The organism is Vibrio sp. 9-16B-A1, assembly GCF_056726165.1.
In genome coordinates this window covers 1-16,477 of record NZ_JBSDZD010000003.1, presented here as the reverse complement: position 1 = coordinate 16,477, position 16,477 = coordinate 1, and the positions used below count along the sequence as shown (strand labels likewise).

General features: G+C 51.1%; 13 protein-coding genes and 1 pseudogene. 7 read left to right on the top strand and 7 right to left on the bottom strand.

Annotated features, from left to right (window positions below; translation table 11 throughout):
• From ACVB80_RS06130 to ACVB80_RS06115, 4 genes are all read left to right on the top strand, one after another.
• On the top strand, nucleotides 1–1,587 hold the full coding sequence (locus ACVB80_RS06130; protein ID WP_481080395.1) for an ABC transporter ATP-binding protein: 1,587 nt from the start codon (nucleotides 1–3) through the stop codon (nucleotides 1,585–1,587).
• A gap of 122 nt (nucleotides 1,588–1,709) precedes the next feature.
• Entirely contained in the window at nucleotides 1,710–2,087 is a 378-nt protein-coding gene (locus ACVB80_RS06125) for a hypothetical protein (RefSeq protein WP_481080394.1), read from the top strand.
• Nucleotides 2,088–2,223: 136 nt separating this feature from the next.
• Nucleotides 2,224–4,563, top strand: a complete 2,340-nt coding sequence (locus ACVB80_RS06120) for an HD domain-containing phosphohydrolase (protein ID WP_481080393.1) — start codon at nucleotides 2,224–2,226, stop codon at nucleotides 4,561–4,563.
• A 129-nt stretch (nucleotides 4,564–4,692) separates the two neighbouring features.
• Nucleotides 4,693–5,031: a zinc ribbon domain-containing protein YjdM gene (locus tag ACVB80_RS06115; protein WP_481080392.1), complete on the top strand. Its 339-nt coding sequence runs from the start codon at nucleotides 4,693–4,695 to the stop codon at nucleotides 5,029–5,031.
• Nucleotides 5,032–5,078: 47 nt separating this feature from the next.
• On the opposite strand, the gene ACVB80_RS06110 is transcribed toward ACVB80_RS06115, so the two are convergent.
• Nucleotides 5,079–5,747 carry a glutathione S-transferase family protein gene (locus ACVB80_RS06110; RefSeq protein ID WP_481080391.1) on the bottom strand — a complete coding sequence of 223 codons (669 nt, stop codon included), beginning with the start codon at nucleotides 5,745–5,747 and terminating at the stop codon, nucleotides 5,079–5,081.
• A gap of 18 nt (nucleotides 5,748–5,765) precedes the next feature.
• Nucleotides 5,766–6,380, bottom strand: a complete 615-nt coding sequence (locus ACVB80_RS06105) for a glutathione S-transferase (protein WP_481080390.1) — start codon at nucleotides 6,378–6,380, stop codon at nucleotides 5,766–5,768.
• Nucleotides 6,381–6,507: 127 nt separating this feature from the next.
• Here ACVB80_RS06105 and ACVB80_RS06100 point away from each other — a divergent pair, with 127 nt between their 5' ends.
• Nucleotides 6,508–7,098, top strand: coding sequence for a TetR/AcrR family transcriptional regulator (locus ACVB80_RS06100; protein WP_481080389.1), 591 nt, complete (start codon nucleotides 6,508–6,510; stop codon nucleotides 7,096–7,098).
• Between the two features lie 47 nt (nucleotides 7,099–7,145).
• On the opposite strand, the gene ACVB80_RS06095 is transcribed toward ACVB80_RS06100, so the two are convergent.
• Nucleotides 7,146–10,634, bottom strand: coding sequence for a polysaccharide lyase family 8 super-sandwich domain-containing protein (locus tag ACVB80_RS06095; RefSeq protein WP_481080388.1), 3,489 nt, complete (start codon nucleotides 10,632–10,634; stop codon nucleotides 7,146–7,148).
• Between the two features lie 450 nt (nucleotides 10,635–11,084).
• Here ACVB80_RS06095 and ACVB80_RS06090 point away from each other — a divergent pair, with 450 nt between their 5' ends.
• Complete coding sequence (locus ACVB80_RS06090; protein WP_481080387.1) at nucleotides 11,085–12,089, top strand: adenosine deaminase; 1,005 nt, start codon at nucleotides 11,085–11,087, stop codon at nucleotides 12,087–12,089.
• Nucleotides 12,090–12,293: 204 nt separating this feature from the next.
• Nucleotides 12,294–13,016, top strand: coding sequence for a substrate-binding periplasmic protein (locus ACVB80_RS06085; RefSeq protein ID WP_481080386.1), 723 nt, complete (start codon nucleotides 12,294–12,296; stop codon nucleotides 13,014–13,016).
• A 53-nt stretch (nucleotides 13,017–13,069) separates the two neighbouring features.
• Here ACVB80_RS06085 and ACVB80_RS06080 read toward each other — a convergent pair whose 3' ends face one another.
• The 4 genes and pseudogenes from ACVB80_RS06080 to ACVB80_RS06065 all read right to left on the bottom strand — a co-directional run.
• The gene (locus ACVB80_RS06080; protein WP_481080385.1) at nucleotides 13,070–13,471 is read right to left on the bottom strand and encodes an NUDIX hydrolase; all 402 of its coding nucleotides are present in this window, start codon (nucleotides 13,469–13,471) and stop codon (nucleotides 13,070–13,072) included.
• A 220-nt stretch (nucleotides 13,472–13,691) separates the two neighbouring features.
• Entirely contained in the window at nucleotides 13,692–15,155 is a 1,464-nt protein-coding gene (locus ACVB80_RS06075) for a serine hydrolase (RefSeq protein ID WP_481080384.1), read from the bottom strand.
• A 216-nt stretch (nucleotides 15,156–15,371) separates the two neighbouring features.
• A complete protein-coding gene (locus ACVB80_RS06070) occupies nucleotides 15,372–15,728 on the bottom strand; it encodes a hypothetical protein (protein WP_481080383.1) in 357 nt (118 codons plus the stop codon).
• Between the two features lie 449 nt (nucleotides 15,729–16,177).
• A pseudogene (locus ACVB80_RS06065) lies at nucleotides 16,178–16,477 on the bottom strand (addiction module toxin RelE); the annotation flags it as partial.

The window sequence follows — 16,477 nt, the reverse complement described above, 5'->3', positions numbered from 1 at the left end:
ATGACACTGCTTACTATTGAAAATCTCTCTGTCGGATTCGGAAAACCGGATAACCTGGACGTGATCACCCAAAACGTTAGCCTGTCGGTCGCCAAAGGAGAGACCCTGGCGCTGGTTGGGGAAAGTGGCTCGGGTAAATCGGTCACCGCCAATGCGATTTTACGCCTGCTGCCCCGTGGCAGTACTCATTACCTCAATGGCCGGGTGATGTTCGATGGGCTGGACCTTCAGCAATGCACCGAACGTCAGCTGCGCGGGATCCGTGGCGGCCGGGTTGGGATGATCTTCCAGGAGCCGATGGTCTCGCTCAACCCGCTGCACAAAATCGGCCGTCAGCTGGTCGAAATGCTCGAAATCCACCGTGGCACCCGCACCAGTAAAGCCCGGGAAATCGCACTGGAGTGGCTGAAAAAAGTCGGCATCCGCTACCCGGAGCAGAAAATGAACGCCTACCCGCACGAGCTTTCCGGCGGCGAACGCCAGCGGGTGATGATCGCCATTGCGCTTATCAACGAGCCGGAACTGCTGATCGCCGATGAGCCCACCACAGCGCTGGATGTTTCGGTGCAGGCCCAGATCCTGGACCTTTTGAAAGACCTTCAGAAAGAGCTGGGCATGGCGATGCTGTTTATCACCCACGATCTCAGTATCGTGCGCCAGATAGCCGACAAAGTCGCGGTGATGCAAAGCGGTCAGCTGGTCGAAACCGCGCCGTGTAAACAGCTTTTTGAAGCGCCGGAACACCCCTATACCCAAAAACTCATCAACTCCGACCCGCGCGGCACGCCGGTTGAAGCCGATAACAACGCCTCGGCGCTGATCGAAACCAACCAGCTCAAGGTCTGGTTCCCGATAACCGGCGGGGTATTTAAACGCACCGTGGGCCATGTAAAAGCGGTGACGGACGTCAACTTCACCCTGCAAAAAGGCCACACGATTGGCCTTGTGGGCGAGAGTGGTTCCGGCAAATCCACCACCGGGATGGCGATTTTGCGCCTGATTAACGGTGAGGGCGGGATCCGCTTCGATGGGGAGGAGATTGGCCTTCATGACCGTAAACAGATGCTGCCACTGCGCCGCCGTATGCAGGTGGTATTCCAGGACCCGTTCTCCGCGCTCAACCCGCGAATGTCAGTGGCCCAGATCATCGGGGAGGGCCTGAAAGTCCACTTTGATATGACAGAGCAGGAGCAGGATGAGGCGATCTGCCACGCCATGAAAGAAGTAGGGCTTGACCCGGATACCCGCCACCGCTACCCCAATGAGTTCTCCGGCGGTCAGCGCCAGCGCATTGCTATTGCCCGGGCGCTTATCTTAAAGCCGGAGTTTATCCTGCTCGATGAGCCGACCTCCTCACTGGACCGGACAGTGCAGGCCCAGGTACTGGATCTGCTCAAGGCGCTGCAAACCAAATACGGCCTCACCTACCTGTTTATCAGCCACGATCTCAGCGTAGTCAAAGCCCTGTGTCACTACACCCTGGTACTGAAGGACGGCCAGGTGGTGGAACAGGGGAATACCGCCGAGATGTTTGCCAGTCCGCAGCAGGAGTACACCAAAACCCTGGTGTCGCTGTCGGCGGTATAGTCCCATCAGGGTCCGCTGCTCACGGATCCTGCTTGATCTGACTCGAAAAATGGTTTTATAAAACTGGCGTCTTTTTTACAGTCACATACACTGCCTGAAACTCAGTTCAGGCAGGATGGATCATGCTATCTCAGATTGAAGAAATCTTATTTATCAACAATATAAAGTACACTAAAAAGGGAAGCTCCCTTAGCTTCAAACCCGGACCGCTTTGCAGCAAAGTCCGTATTGAGCATCTGGAATCACAGGAATTATGCAGACTCATCAGCAGGGAAACCAATCTGGCAGTCTCATCCATGCTGATATTTATCAGCGCAACACTCATGCTGGCTTCCTCTATCTCCATGATGAGCATCATCTCTGCCGGGTTACTGATTTCCTGCGGGCTGTACAACCTGTTTACCATTCTGCTGACCCATACCACCCTGCTCGACCTCAGGGCCCAGTGCCGCAGCCAGGGTATTTATCTTGTCAACGGGGCTTACCGGCACAGCAGATAACAGAGAGTATTCACGCTCTCTGTTTGATTAAAACATTTGCCATTTTTCTCTCCACAAAACCAAATCAAAGCTAGACTTAAAACAGCAGGTGTATGCAACACAACAAATAATCAAACGCTGCTGGTTAGGTATAGTTATGAGCAATCTGACATTAAAACGTGTATTACAGCTGTTCACGCTGCTGTTGACCGTGGCATTCATTCTTTATGCGTTTGGCCAAATATCCGCTTCCAGAACCGCCCAGCAAACCCTGCTTCAGGAACAACTGCTGCAGGAGGCCAAAGCACACTTCAAAAGCATTCAGGACACCCGTCAGTGGAACTCACAGCATGGCGGTGTGTATGTGTTTGACCAGGGCAAACTGGAACCCAACCCTTACCTGAAGAACAATCACCTGATACTGGAAGATGGCCGCAGGCTGATAAAAATCAACCCGGCCTGGATGACCCGCCAGATCTCGGATATCTCCAACGCGCAAACCAGCTATAAATTCAAAATCACCAGCCTGAAGCCGCTCAACCCGGGCAACAAACCCGATGCCTTTGAACAGGAGGCCCTGCAGTACTTTGAGTTCAACAAAGACCAGAAATACTACTATCGCTTCAACGGGGAGGAGAACAAGTTTGACTTTATGGGCTCGCTGACCGCAGGCAAAAGCTGCCTGGCCTGCCACGCCGTGCAGGGATACAAAGAGGGTGACATTCGTGGCGGGATCCGGGTCAGTATGCCGTCTGAGATTTATCAGCAGCAAACGGCCATCATCGCTGATAAAGCCCGTCAGGATCAGAGAAGCACCATCATTATCGCGGTGATCATGCTGGTGATCACCTTTGCCTTCATTCACCTGCTTCACTCCCACCAGGAAGTGGTAACCCGACTCAACGAGTCGCTGGAGAAAAAAGTGAAGCAGCGTACTGAAAAGCTCAACTCGTCGCTGGCCTATGAGCAACACCTGAAAAACGTCCTGCAGATCATCACTGAGGTCAACGAAATCCTGATCTCCTCATACTCTGTACGCCACCTGCTGGAATCAAGCACCCGGAAACTGGCAGAGAACAACGCCTATCCGTTTGTGTCTGCAGCTCTGGTTCGTAACGATCTGATTGAGTTTGTCAGCCAGTCAGCCTCCGGCGGAGTTGGCCCGGCCAGCGAAGTCGCTTCCCTCAGAAGCCTGACTTCTCACCCGGCGGTTCTGGCAGCGATGAACGCTGTTATCGAATCACGTCACTACCATGTTGAAGAGCTGCCCGCCGGCACAGAACTGCTCCACCCAAGCGCACAATGGTTTATCGTCCTGCCGCTGGTTTTTGGCGACGAGCGGACCCTCTATGGCCTGATCACCGTGTTCTGTGCCCAAAAAGACGGATTTGAAGATGAAGAGCTGCATATTCTGGAAAACATGGCACACGATATTGGCATCGCCCTCTACACCCATGATCAAAAAGAGCTGATCGCCAACATGGAGCGCCAGCGCATCGCAAACTATGAAGAGACCATCCTTGCCTTTGTAAACATCATCGAGCAACGTGATACCTATACCGCCGGTCACACCATCCGGGTAGCACACTATTGTGCCCTGATGGGCCGCGAGATGGGTCTCAGTCACGAAGAGATCAACCGGCTTGAAAAAGCAGCCATCCTGCACGACATCGGCAAAGTCGCCACCCCCGATGCCATACTGCTAAAGCCCGGCAGGCTGACACCATTCGAATACGAACTGATCAAGCAGCATTCTGAGGTTGGTGCGCAAATGCTGGAACGGATTGAAATGTATCACGACCTGGCAAAAATCATTCGCTTCCACCACGCAAGGTACGATGGCCATGGTTATCCGGCCACCTCCTCACCCAATCAAATCCCGATGCTTGCTCACATCATGATCGTCGCAGATGCGTTTGATGCCATGACCACTAACCGGATATACAAACCCCGCAAGTCCATCCCCGAGGCACTGGAAGAGATCCGCGGGCAGAGCGGCAGCCAGTTCCACCCGGAAGTGGCTGAAATAGCCCTGCGGGTACTCAAAGAGACCGACCTGTCCCACACCAGCCAGATGCCGTCTTCTGAGCTGGAGCAGCGCCGGATGGCTTATTTCTTCCAGGACTCTCTTACCGGGCTGTATAACGAAGACTATCTGCACATCACGCTCAATGGTAAGCGTCACCCGTATCGCAGCCTGACACTTATCGACCTGCATCACTTCTCAGCCTATAACCAGGAGCATGGCTGGGATAAAGGCAACGAGCTGCTGAACGGACTGGCACGCAGACTCGAAACACTGTATCCGGACTGTCTCATCATTCGTTACCACGGTGATGACTTTATCATTCTGAGCAGGAAAACCATTGAAGTAGACGGGCATAGTTTGGTCCGGGATAACGCTCAGGAACCGTGTGAAATTGAAGCGGACCTGCGCTATTACGAACTCAATGACGATTTCACCTACGAGCAGTTCCTGGTCGCAGAAAACCGTTAACACTCAGCAGCCACACTAACCATACATACACACAGCCAGCCCCCGGGACTGGCTGTGAATTTCTGCTCGCTATGACCATGCGGACTCAGTACCATAGACGTCAAACCAATTTCACCAAGGTATAGAACTATGTCCCTGCCCCCATGCCCGCAATGTCAGTCTGAATACGTTTACCAGGATCAGGACAACCTGGTCTGCCCGGAATGCGCTTACGAGTGGAACCCGGCCGAAGCCGAGGCTGAAGCAGAACGTAACGCGATTAAAGATGTAAACGGTACCCGCCTGAGTGAAGGCGACAAGGTTACCCTTATCAAAGACCTGAAAGTTAAGGGCAGCTCGCAGGTACTCAAAATCGGTACCAAAGCGGTGATCCGCCGCATCGTCGAAGGTAAGGACCACCAGCTGGACTGCAAGCTGGACGGCGCTGGCGAGATGATGGTAACGGCGAAGTATGTGAAAAAAGCCTGACACCCAAAATACCCGATGGCCCATTTAAGAAGCCATCGGGCCTGCATTTAGCGGGTCACCATCTGGCGGATTTTTTCTGCCCGCTCCTCTGCGGAAAGTTCTGATGGTGCGGGAGTTAATATCCCTTTCTGGCAGGCCGGTCTGGAAGCCAGCTCATCAAGCCATCTTTGCAGGTGCGCCAGCCCTTCGATACTGACCCCGCTCCACTCGTGAATCCGGGCCCAGGGCCAGGTCGCCATATCCGCAATGCTGTACTCATCACCAGCCAGATATCGCTTCGTGGCCAGCTGAGCATTCATCACTTCAAAAAGACGTCTTCCCTCCCCCTGGTAACGCGCGATTGCCGCCGGGATCTTTTCAGGGAAGTAGCGATAAAACACATTCGCCTGACCCATCATCGGCCCTACGCCTCCCATCTGAAACATCAGCCACTGCAGCACCTGAGAACGCTGTTTGGCATCAGTTGGAAAGAACTGTCCGGTTTTTTCAGCCAGATAGATCAAAATCGCCCCGGACTCAAAAACGACAAAGTCCTCATTGTCCCGGTCGATGATAGCCGGGATACGACCATTGGGATTAATCGCCAGAAACTCCGGTTGTTTCTGCTCCAGAGCAGAAAGATCCAGCGCGTGAACCCGGTAGTCCAGCCCCATCTCTTCAAGGGCTATGGAAATCTTATGACCATTCGGTGTGGCCGCCGTGTACAACTCAATCATGATTAGCTTCCTTTTTTATCAAAGCTGGCTGATGGATGGGCGCTCAGAAATGCGTTCCTTCCACTTCTTCAGCTCCGGAAAATCCTCACCCACCTGAATATCCAGATTGGCAATGAACTCCACAAATACGAACGCGGTAATGTCAGCAATACTAAAGAAGTCCCCGGCGATATAAGCTGATGAGCTCAGCTGATTTTCCAGTGTCGGCAGAAAATCAATCACGCGCTGACGCGATTCATGTCCCCAGGCCTCGACACAGGTTTCACGGTCTGCATAAATGCCGGTGATATTGCGAAACGCCTGAAAAGCCACATACAGCCCCTGCAGTTCGACAATACGCTGCCACATTTCCACTTCGGCCTGCTCTTTTGGAGTCCGGCCAAACAACGGAGTCTTTAACGGATACAGAGCTTCAAAATAGCGACAGATCGCCACCGATTCACAAATTGTTGTTCCGTCATCCAGCTCCAGCACCGGAACGCGGCCATTGACGCTGATGGCGCGAAACGCTTTGCTGAGGTTTTCACCTCCGCGTATATCTATTTCATGCCTTTCCACTTCAATGCCTTTCTCTGCCAGAAAAATGCTGACCCGTTTGCTGCTTGGTGTTGGAGCAAGTTGGTAAATTTTCATTATACTTCCTTTATCAGAACGAACGTTCAGATTACAATCTAAACATAACAGAACGATTGGTCAATAATAACTCTGGTATTTTCTGAACGAATGTTCCGAAATAAAGACCGGGGCAAGTGAGGAAACGGTGGCAAGAACAAAGAACTTCGACCGGCAGGAAAAGCTGATTTCAGCAATGGAGCTGTTTTGGCACAAAGGCTATGCCGACACATCCGTGGCAGATCTGGTAGAGCATCTGGGGATCAACCGCTTCAGCCTGTATAACGCCTATACCGATAAAGAGACCCTGTACCGCGAAGCACTGGAGTATTATCTCCATCACATCTCTCTGCCAGCACTGGAGGCACTCAAAACCAGTGAGGCTGGAACAGAGCAGATCATTGACTTCATCACTCAGTTTGCACTGCTACAGCGGGAGCAGAAATGCGGCTGTTTCCTGCAAAACGCGATACTGGAACGCGCACACAATGATGAAGGAGTTCTGCAAAGCGGGGACGCGCTCTACAAAGCGCTGGACGAAGCTTTTTACTGTGCCCTGAATAATGACCTGACCCGGGGAAGGCTAAAAGATGGTACCGACATCCACCAGCTGAGCCGGTTTCTGGTCCTGCAAACCCAGGGGATCAGGGTACTTGGAAAAGCACAACAATATGACTGCCTGGACGGTGCACTGAAGGTACTGGTTGGACAGTTGCAAAGTGATCTGGTTGAGGTTTAGCACCAAAAAGGAGGGTTGCCCCTCCTTTTGATTACTTTACTCCGGTCTTATTTCAGGATCAGAGTCGGCTTAATCGTTGTTCCCTCTTTTGAGTTAAATACGATAAGGTTTGGGTTGCCCTCTTCCGGGTTGATCAGCACCAGCTCCAGGGTCTTCTTACCCGCCAGCTGGTTTACCAGACCGGTAATATCGAGCTCTACTTCCGTACCTTTGTCGTCCATAGTGAAGTTAGTGATGTCTGATTTCACCGCGCCCGTCAGATCCGGCTGGTTAGCCCAGGTCAGGGTTTTCTCTTCCCAGCTGTCGTTAATCGACAATACCTGAACGGTGAGGTTTGGATAACCATCCTGCACAACCAGATTTCGCATAAACATACGCAACTTACCGGAAGTAACTGTGTCCGTACCCAGCTCACTCACATCAAAGCTGAGGTAAACACGACGGTGGTGGCTGCCGGTACCGCTCATGATTTGCATGTATGAGTTGGTACCGTAGTTGTTGTTTTCAGTACCACCACCCTGCACAAAACCATCTTTAACCGAAGTCACGGTGATCTCTTTGCTCAGAGTGCCTTTCAGTTCACCCTGAATTTCAAGGCTCGCTGCACGGGCACCGGCGACACCATTCACCTCTTCCTCACGGTTGGCGATGTGGATAAAGCCGCCCTTACCTTTCTCATCAATGTTCACCAGAACCACGTTCAGATTACGGCTGTCACCATAGTTATTGACGATGTCAGTAACATCCAGCTCAATCGGCTCATCGATCTGGCTTTCTGTCAGGGTCAGAATGTTCGAAGACGGTGCACCAGTCAGGTCCGGCAGCGTGTTCCAGGTCATCGTCTTTTCAGACCAGCCTTCCGGAGCCACAAAGCCAAATGCCTGCAGGCGGATTGGTTTGTCACGTACCGTATCATCACGGTCTACCACTTTTTTCAGGTGCAGTTTCAGTTTGGCTGAGGTTGCATTAATCCCCGCCAGACCGGTTGCATCAAAGTTCAGCACCGCGCGGTATTCCAGAGCCGGATTATCCGCATGGTTTTCCACGCCCATATAAGAGGCTGCACCGAAGTTCCCGTCTGCAGACGAACCATTACGCACATGACCATCACCAACAACGGCCAGGTTTACCCCGCCATTTGCCAGCGCCTGTTCAATTTGAAGGCGCGCCTCAGCAATCTCTTTGGCCTCGGCTTCGGCTGCTGCCTGCTGAGCTTCTTCCGAGTTTTGCTCAGCTTCCGCTTCTGCCGCCGCATCAGCTTCTGCCTGCTTAATCTCATCCCTGAACGCCTGGTTGCTCTCTTCTGCCCCCTGATAGAACGAAAAGGTCACGCTGTTACCCAGCTGTTGGGTACGGCCATGAGTTATCACCATCTGAGTCACTGACTGACCTTTGGCTTTTGAATCAAGGGTCAGGTTCACTTCCGCATACGCTTTGTCCGGTGTTGAGACAGAAACAACCGGCTCTGCACCACTCTCATCAACCAGAATCACGGCTGGCTGATCGACAGATACAGTCAGGTCGTCGCTGATCTGAATCGTTCCGGCATGATGGAACACGATACCCGTAACACCGAGGTCAGCATGACGTACCGCCTGGGTCGTCGCCGTGTTCGCCAGTACTGTTACCGGCAGAGCCTGCTCATAGGTACCGGTCTGCTCCGGAGTCTGACCCGGTACGATGATGTACTGGTAATCCGCTCCATTCGGCTTAATGCCATGGCTGACGCTCAGGGTAAAGACATCTTTGGAAACCGGATCGGCAGATGAACCACTGCGGATCAGCTTCCAGTTACCGGTCTGGGTCTGGTTAGACAGGTTACGCGCACCATTTTGCGGGAAGATATAACCCACACCATCATGGTGTACCCAGCCAGCACCGCTGACATCATGCGAACCATTGGCAAACTCAACACCGTCAACGGTTACCGTCCCGTTAAGCAGGGTCTGGTTAAGGGTGGTATTTACATTTTCAGCGGAAGTAGAAGAAATGCCCGCACCGAGCGCCACAATCTCATCTTTAAAGCTGAACCAGGACTTTTTCGCCTGAGTATTGAACTCACCCGCTTTGCCGCGCAGGGTCGTGAGGTTCATGTCCATGGTAGTTACACCGTACTTACCATCCGTCACGCCGCCAACAAATGAAACATCCGGCTGCATGATGATACCCCACGAGCCAGATGGCCCCTGATATTCCGGTGCCGTTACACCCGGAATCATCTTCCAGTTCCATACCGGGAAGATGTTATGGTACTCATCACCCCGCTGCTCCAGGAAGGTACTGCCAAAGCCCAGCCAGTAACCCTGCATGTTTTCACCGTTACCGGTCTCATTCGGCTCGGTTCGCTTTGAGTTCATCCGGATTCCAAAGAAGTGACCATCGGTCATCTTGGTGGAGTAATCACTGCGCCAGAAGTGTTTAAAACCATTCAGACCAGACGGCGCGCCTTTCCGGGCACCCAGTACATGATTCTTAAATGCCATGGCTTCTGCTGCGCGGGAAGGCACCAGCTCAGCAACATGGTCCATGCTGTTAAATACGCTGTTTGGATCAACATCCGCCAGTTCGCTGAGTGGTGTCAGATCGTTTTTCGGCCGGCTCAGGCCACGGCCCCAGACGTTGTAGTCCAGGCGCTCACCACGCTGCATCCATCGCCAGCCGTCAAGGAAGAAAGACGCCAGTATCTCTGACTGCTCCTGGCTGAACTTCCATTTGGAGTCACGAACAATATGAGCAATACGCAGCGTCGCGTTAAACCACACTTCACCATAACCAGCGCTGTAAAGCTGAGGACCATGAGAGTGGAAGGAGAAGTCCTCCTGAACACCGTCTTTATCGGTAAAGGCCGTCGCTTTTTCCATATCACGGATCGCAGCATCAACAATCGCATCGTCCTGAGTCAGAAGACCGCGGTAAATAACACCAAGGTTAATATCGCTGCGGTTACCGCCACTTTGTACTGCGCCGTCGCTCGGTCTTACCCCTGGCGTAATGGGCATAATGTTTGCGATGCTAAAACGCTGATGCAAGGGCATACGATCACCCAGCATCAGGGCGACTTCACCCAGAAACTGTGGCTTGCCGATATCTTCCCACCACCAGTGAGCTGTCGGCCTAGCGTCAATCCAGAAGTTCATCGCCTGGACAACGGCCTCTGCAAACGCGTCATCCTGCGTTTCTGTGTACGCCGATGCAATCATGCGCATGTTATTAAGATGGATTTTCGGGGTCCAGTTCGCTGAAGACGTCGCTGTATAATCAATCCCTTCCCAGCTGCCATCAGCCAGCATGGTATCAACCAGTTCCTGTGCTTTAACCTGTACGGTCATGCCTTCACCGTTAGCAAACCGGGCTTGTCTTTCAACAAAACCAACCAGCATATTTTTGCGCACGACTTCAAAATCATTGACTTTATCAACAACCTGTTGGTCGCCCTGATCGGTCTCAACCTGCGCATTGTCCTGCGCAGTTTGGTCATTGCACCCAAGCACAGCCAGTACTGATACGGCAACCAGTGATAGTTTTAACTTGTTCAAATGAAACTCCATGTAAATTGGATTCAGGAAGACGAAACAGCCATTCTGCATGGAACAATCAAAATGCAACGCCGTTTCAATTAGATCGATACAGTAGTTTATAAAACGCAAACAAACGTTTGCTTTATCTTCTCACTGTGAGCTTGATCAGGATGTTGTGCTGGTTTCATGCAATCGATCACAAAATGAACCAGCGTTTCAGTATGGAGTTTGGTTACCCTGCTGATACAGGTAGTGAATGGAACTCTGATGATTACAGGGGGGACCTCAAAGCGGTCAGCAAGAACCAGAAACCTGGCTGTATGAATCAATGTCCCCTTCTTTCCTTATACCCAGCCCGGCGGCAAGGCTTTGACTATACTAATAATAAATCTCCTGCAAACCGGGAGGCAGCACAATCCCCAACGCTCTGCATAACGCCAAATATGAATACAATTAAAAGGAGGCAAGATGAACCAGAGCCAGTTTATCCAGAACTTACCCAAAGTTGAGCTCCACCTGCATATTGAAGGCACACTCGAACCTGAACTGATGTTCAGCCTTGCTCAGCGCAATCACCTCTGTCTTCCTTTTGACTCTCCTGAAGCTGTCCGGGCGGCCTATCAGTTCAGCAACCTGCAGTCATTTCTGGACATCTATTATCAGGGGGCCAACGTGCTGATCCAGGAGCAGGATTTCTATGATCTGACCTGGGCTTACCTGCTGCGCTGTCAAAAAGATAACGTCATACATACCGAAATCTTCTTTGATCCTCAGACTCATACCGAACGTGGCATCACCTTTGATACCGTCATCAATGGCATCCACCGGGCGCTGAAAGACGGGCAGGAAAAACTTGGGATCAGCAGCCAGCTCATTCTGTGTTTCCTGCGTCATTTAGACGAAGAGTCGGCTTTTCAGACCCTGGAACAGGCACTTGGGCACAAAGATAAAATCATTGCCGTTGGCCTTGATTCTTCCGAGCTTGGGCATCCGCCGGAGAAGTTTGCCCGGGTGTTCGCCAAAGCACTTGAGGAGGGCTTTCTTACCGTGGCCCACGCCGGTGAAGAGGGGCCGGTCAGCAATATTTACAACAGTCTTTCGCTGCTCAGCGTTTCCCGTATCGACCACGGGGTTCGCTGCCACGACGACGAACAACTGATGAAGTTGCTGGCTGAAAAACAGATCCCGCTGACGGTCTGCCCTTTATCCAACATTAAACTGAAAGTGTTTAACGACATGGCACAGCACAATATTGCTACCCTGCTCAGAAAGGGGCTGTGTGTCACCATCAACTCCGACGATCCGGCCTATTTTGGCGGTTACATGACCGACAATTTTCTCGCCGTTGCTCAAAGCCACGAGCTGACCAATGATGAGCTGAAACTGTTTACCCTCAACGCCATTGAAGGCAGCTTTATCAGCGATACTGAGAAGCAGCGGTTACGGGAAATAACTCTCGCTTACGCCGGCTGAACCAAACACGGGCCAGAGGCATACTCTGGCCTGTATCTCTCGATTCTGAGCCATCCCCATTTTACTCTCTGCCGATACCCTGAATCCCGTCGGCTGTGTGCTTTCTCACCCGTCAGCTAAACTTTATAAAAACAGATCTGATTGCCAGTGGGGTAAATACTGATGTGCCTGCTGCGAAAATATAGCGGATTATGGCTCAGCCTTTTGTGCCTGTTTGCAACGGCAGGCAGCAGGGCAGCGCCACTCAAGCTGGTGACGCTGGAGTACCCGCCTTACGTGATGTCTGCAGAGGGGAAAGTCGAAGGTATCGCCACAGAGGTGATCCGCGAAGCATTCAGACGTGTAGACCAGCCGGTCTCCATTCAGGTACTCCCCTGGGCCAGGGCTCTGCTCTACATCGAAACCGGCCAGGCAGATGCCATCTACACAATCTTTAAGAATGATGACCGGGAGATCTTTGCCGATTACAGTCAGCAGATCCTTTTTGAGCAGACCATTTCCCTGTTTACCCTCAATGACAGTACCATCGGGTTTGATGGCCGACTGGAGGCACTGAGCCAGTATCGGTTTTGTGTGGTCAATAAAGTCAGCTATGGTGAGCTGTTTGACCAGGCTGTAGTGAATGGGGTTATAAGCAAAATTGAGCAAACCAGTAGTGCAGGTCAATGCGCCCAAATGCTTGAGCGGGGCCGGGTGGATATCTGGATAAACAACACCTTCGGTGGTCTGGATGTGGCGAAAGAGCTCGGTCTGACCAACAGATTCAGGACCCTCTCGCCCGCTATTCAGTCCACCGCCAGCTATATCGCGTTTTCCAAAAAGCGCAACCATGCGGGGCTGCGCGATAAACTCGATATGGCGCTTGGTTCGATGAAGCAGGATGGGACCTACTCGGTTATTATTGAGCGCTATTTCTCAGATGAGTAGTTCAGTCCACAACGTCATGTCGATTCCGGTTTTGATACAGATGTCTGCTCTGACTATAAGCCCATATCTCCGTAGGAATTTTCCCTGTAGTCACACAACACCTTTTTGACCGTCTCCTGCAGATCATCAGGCAGGTGTTCTTCATCAGACCACAAAAGTTCAGAGCACTTATGTGGCTCCATGTTCCTGGGATTACCACTAAAGTCCTCACACATGAACCAGAGATCCACATAGACATCGTTCACGGATTTCCTGTGCAGCGTATAGACCAGTTCCAGCTGTTCAGGATTGATGGTCACCCCAATTTCTTCCTTCGCTTCTCTGACCATGGCATCAATGGCCGACTCCCCCTCATCAACATGACCTGCAGGCAGGGACAGTTTTCCATCCTCATATCCGGTGTTATGACGGCGCATAAGCAGAATTGAGTCGTTTTTCTTTAGTATCAGGTACACAGCTAAGCAAGGACGAAACCGGGACATAGAGAGCCTATATTTGTTTTAGGACCAGTCAGTTAACCTACTGCTTTTCAGTGATAGGTTCAACAACAAATTAAACCATCAGAAGATCAAGCCAGAACTGCGGCTTAGCTCTCGTCTGGACCGCTTCAATACTGGCCTTTCTGCTCTGTCCGCCTTCAAAGAGGCCGCCTGGTTACGGCCTCCCGTTTTTTGCTCAAAGCTTGCTGGCTTTGATCCAGCTTCCTCCTGTCCACAGCTGCTCGACACCGCTGACATTCCCCTCTGAGTCTTTCTTAAACACAAACCGGGAGTAAAACTGTGTCGGGAAGAAAGTCACCTCATCAGAAGGATAGACGGCAAACTTATCCTGCCCCTCGCCCTGAACAAACAGCACGCCATCAGCCTCGGTGACTTCCATTTCAAAGCCACTTTCAAACTCATAGGTGCCCACGTATGTACGCAGCGTATCTGCTGCCACCCGCTCCGCTTGATGCAGCCCGTATTTATAGTTTTGCCAGTCGTACGTTTCTGCAATCGAATGAAGGATCTCCAGTGCAAGTCCATCCCCACGGTTACCATTGGTCAGAACGATCGCAGCCTTTCCACCCTGCTCGTAAGCGACAAAGTGCGACTCCATACCGTAGTTGATCCCGCCATGATGAAAATAGCGTTCCGTGCCCTGGTTTTGCACAAATACCCCGTGCCCGGCAAAGCCATTCACGCTCTGGAGTAACAGCCTGGCCGTCTCATTCGAAACCACCTTCCCGTCCCCCCCGTCCAGCGCCGCCTGGAGAGAAATCACAAACTTACCCAGGTCCGTGGGAGTGGTCCAAAGACCTGCCGCAGCTTTCTCAGGATGAACCCGCCACAACCCCTGAATCTCTTCACCATCAATGTGTGCATGGGCCAGATTCTGGTACTTTCCGGCGACACCGGCCTGGTCAAACGTCGAATTGGTCATATTGAGCGGCTCAAGCACCTCTGTTTTGGCCAGCTCATCAAAGCTTTTTCCGGTGGTTTGTTCGAGCAGATACTGCAGTATCGAGTATCCACCGCCAGCATACTTCCACTGACCTATGGCCGCTTCATCAAGTACCACGGCATGGCTGATACCTTCGCCTTTTAAGCTCCCCAGAAGATCAGGCATATCAGGTTCAAACCAGCTTTTTACCCAGTCAACGAAGCCTTTTTCCGTCCCCTCCGGTTCATACCCCAGATACATAGGATTGTCGTATCCTGCGGTATGCGAAATCAAACCAGAAATGGTGACTTCGTTGTTCAGTGTGCCTTCGCCCCAGTCATCAATATGCTTCGATACAGGCTCATAAAGGGAGAGTCTTCCGCGTTCAACCTGCTGCAAAGCCATCACGGCGGTGACCGGTTTACTGATTGAGGCCACCTGGAACAGGGTATTCTCATCAACCGGCTCCTGTGTGGCCTGGCTTTTCACCCCGTACCCTTTCGCCAGTACGATCTCTCCGTTTTCTATCACCACAATACTCACCCCGGGGATTTTGTACTCTTCCATCCGTTCCAAAATGGTGAAAGCGGGCGTCTCCTCTCCCTGATAACGGACAAGTGGCTTGATGTTGGTTTCAAACTGCTCTGCCAGTTCCTGATTTGCGTATGCGCTGAATCCAACCAGTCCCAGACAACAACCAATTACTTTCAGGTTCATTTTTGCTCCGCGAAGTTAAGAAATCTGAATCCAGACTACCCCACTTCGGAGATGCTTTAATCCTGACTAAAGTTGGATTTTATAAAATACGCGATGCATACCTCAAAGTGAGCAAGATGAAGATCCCGGCACAGAAAAAAGCCCCTGCCAGATCACTCTGGCAGAGGCTAAATAAACATCTAAAAGCAGAGAAGCGGGGTCAATAGGGCGCCCCCATTAGACAACAAAAGCAATCAAAGCGAACAAAGACATTAGCACCGCCGTATAAAATGACCTCTGCCGTACAAAGTAAATTATTACACCAAAGGAGAAAGCAAGATAAATTAGCATCAAAGTAAACACATTGAGTACATTGTCATCTCGCACTTTATCTCTTTGTTCTTTATATGTGTATGCTCTGGCCTTATATTCAGCAAACTCATCCTCAGTCATCACATCCTTACCTGACATTGATTCAAAGTACTTAGCTTGTTCCTGACTTTCAGTGTTAAAACTGATTAACTCACCTTTAAATACAGGGAAAAAAGCCCAAAAGGCAACAAACACTATTAGTACAAGCCTACTCTTCTTCACCAAAGACTCCCCTTTTAAATAACCCAGAGCTACAAGTTAACACTCAGCCTTTAAAATCCTTCAAGCTATCTTTTCTTACTCCAGTTGGAATGAAGTCATACTCATTAGTAGGAACAACACCTGTCACAATCCCAATTTTAGTTGACCACTACAACCTGACCCCAATCGCTTCTCGGGTTACTCTAACTCACTATTAACAAGCATACATACAGAGCCTCGTTTTCGAACAATGCTTATAGGTTTACTACTCTCTCCTCCATCTAATGAAATCTCAACCTTTAAATTTTGGTTTTCAAAAGTCTGAAGTTCCAAAATAAGTTGCTTTATTGTTTTACCCCTTGTAACCCAACAAGGGTTTTTAGTGTCGTTCAAAGCTAATCCCCAATACGATTTAAATCTACATCAAATATGCCATCTCTGGTTTCTCTCTTTCCGACCTACTCTCAGGGTCAGGTCTTGCCTTTTGCCACTATCCTGCTTACCCGGGAGTAATGCAACCCAAAATGCTCACCTATCTGTTTCTGGGTATAGGCTCCGCTGTTGAATGCCGCTGCAATCGCCTCATCGCGTGAGCTTGCCTCCCTCTCGTACTCCTCCAGTGTTTTGGCTTTATCTCTTCGCGGCTTCAACGGGATCTCTGACAAGTCCCTCTTCTCATCACCCAACTCTGACTGGTGCCGTTCCACAAACTCATCCAGACCAAGAAATATCTGCTTTTTCAGCTCGCTCCAAAGCGGCTTTCCCACCCC

Bases quoted from the DNA above. Each gene is read 5' to 3' on its own strand.
- ACVB80_RS06130 (WP_481080395.1), top strand. From the start codon at position 1: ATGACACTGCTTACTATTGAAAATCTCTCTGTCGGATTCGGAAAACCG.
- ACVB80_RS06125 (WP_481080394.1), top strand. From the start codon at position 1,710: ATGCTATCTCAGATTGAAGAAATCTTATTTATCAACAATATAAAGTAC.
- ACVB80_RS06120 (WP_481080393.1), top strand. From the start codon at position 2,224: ATGAGCAATCTGACATTAAAACGTGTATTACAGCTGTTCACGCTGCTG.
- ACVB80_RS06115 (WP_481080392.1), top strand. From the start codon at position 4,693: ATGTCCCTGCCCCCATGCCCGCAATGTCAGTCTGAATACGTTTACCAG.
- ACVB80_RS06110 (WP_481080391.1), bottom strand. From the start codon at position 5,747: ATGATTGAGTTGTACACGGCGGCCACACCGAATGGTCATAAGATTTCC.
- ACVB80_RS06105 (WP_481080390.1), bottom strand. From the start codon at position 6,380: ATGAAAATTTACCAACTTGCTCCAACACCAAGCAGCAAACGGGTCAGC.
- ACVB80_RS06090 (WP_481080387.1), top strand. From the start codon at position 11,085: ATGAACCAGAGCCAGTTTATCCAGAACTTACCCAAAGTTGAGCTCCAC.
- ACVB80_RS06075 (WP_481080384.1), bottom strand. From the start codon at position 15,155: ATGAACCTGAAAGTAATTGGTTGTTGTCTGGGACTGGTTGGATTCAGC.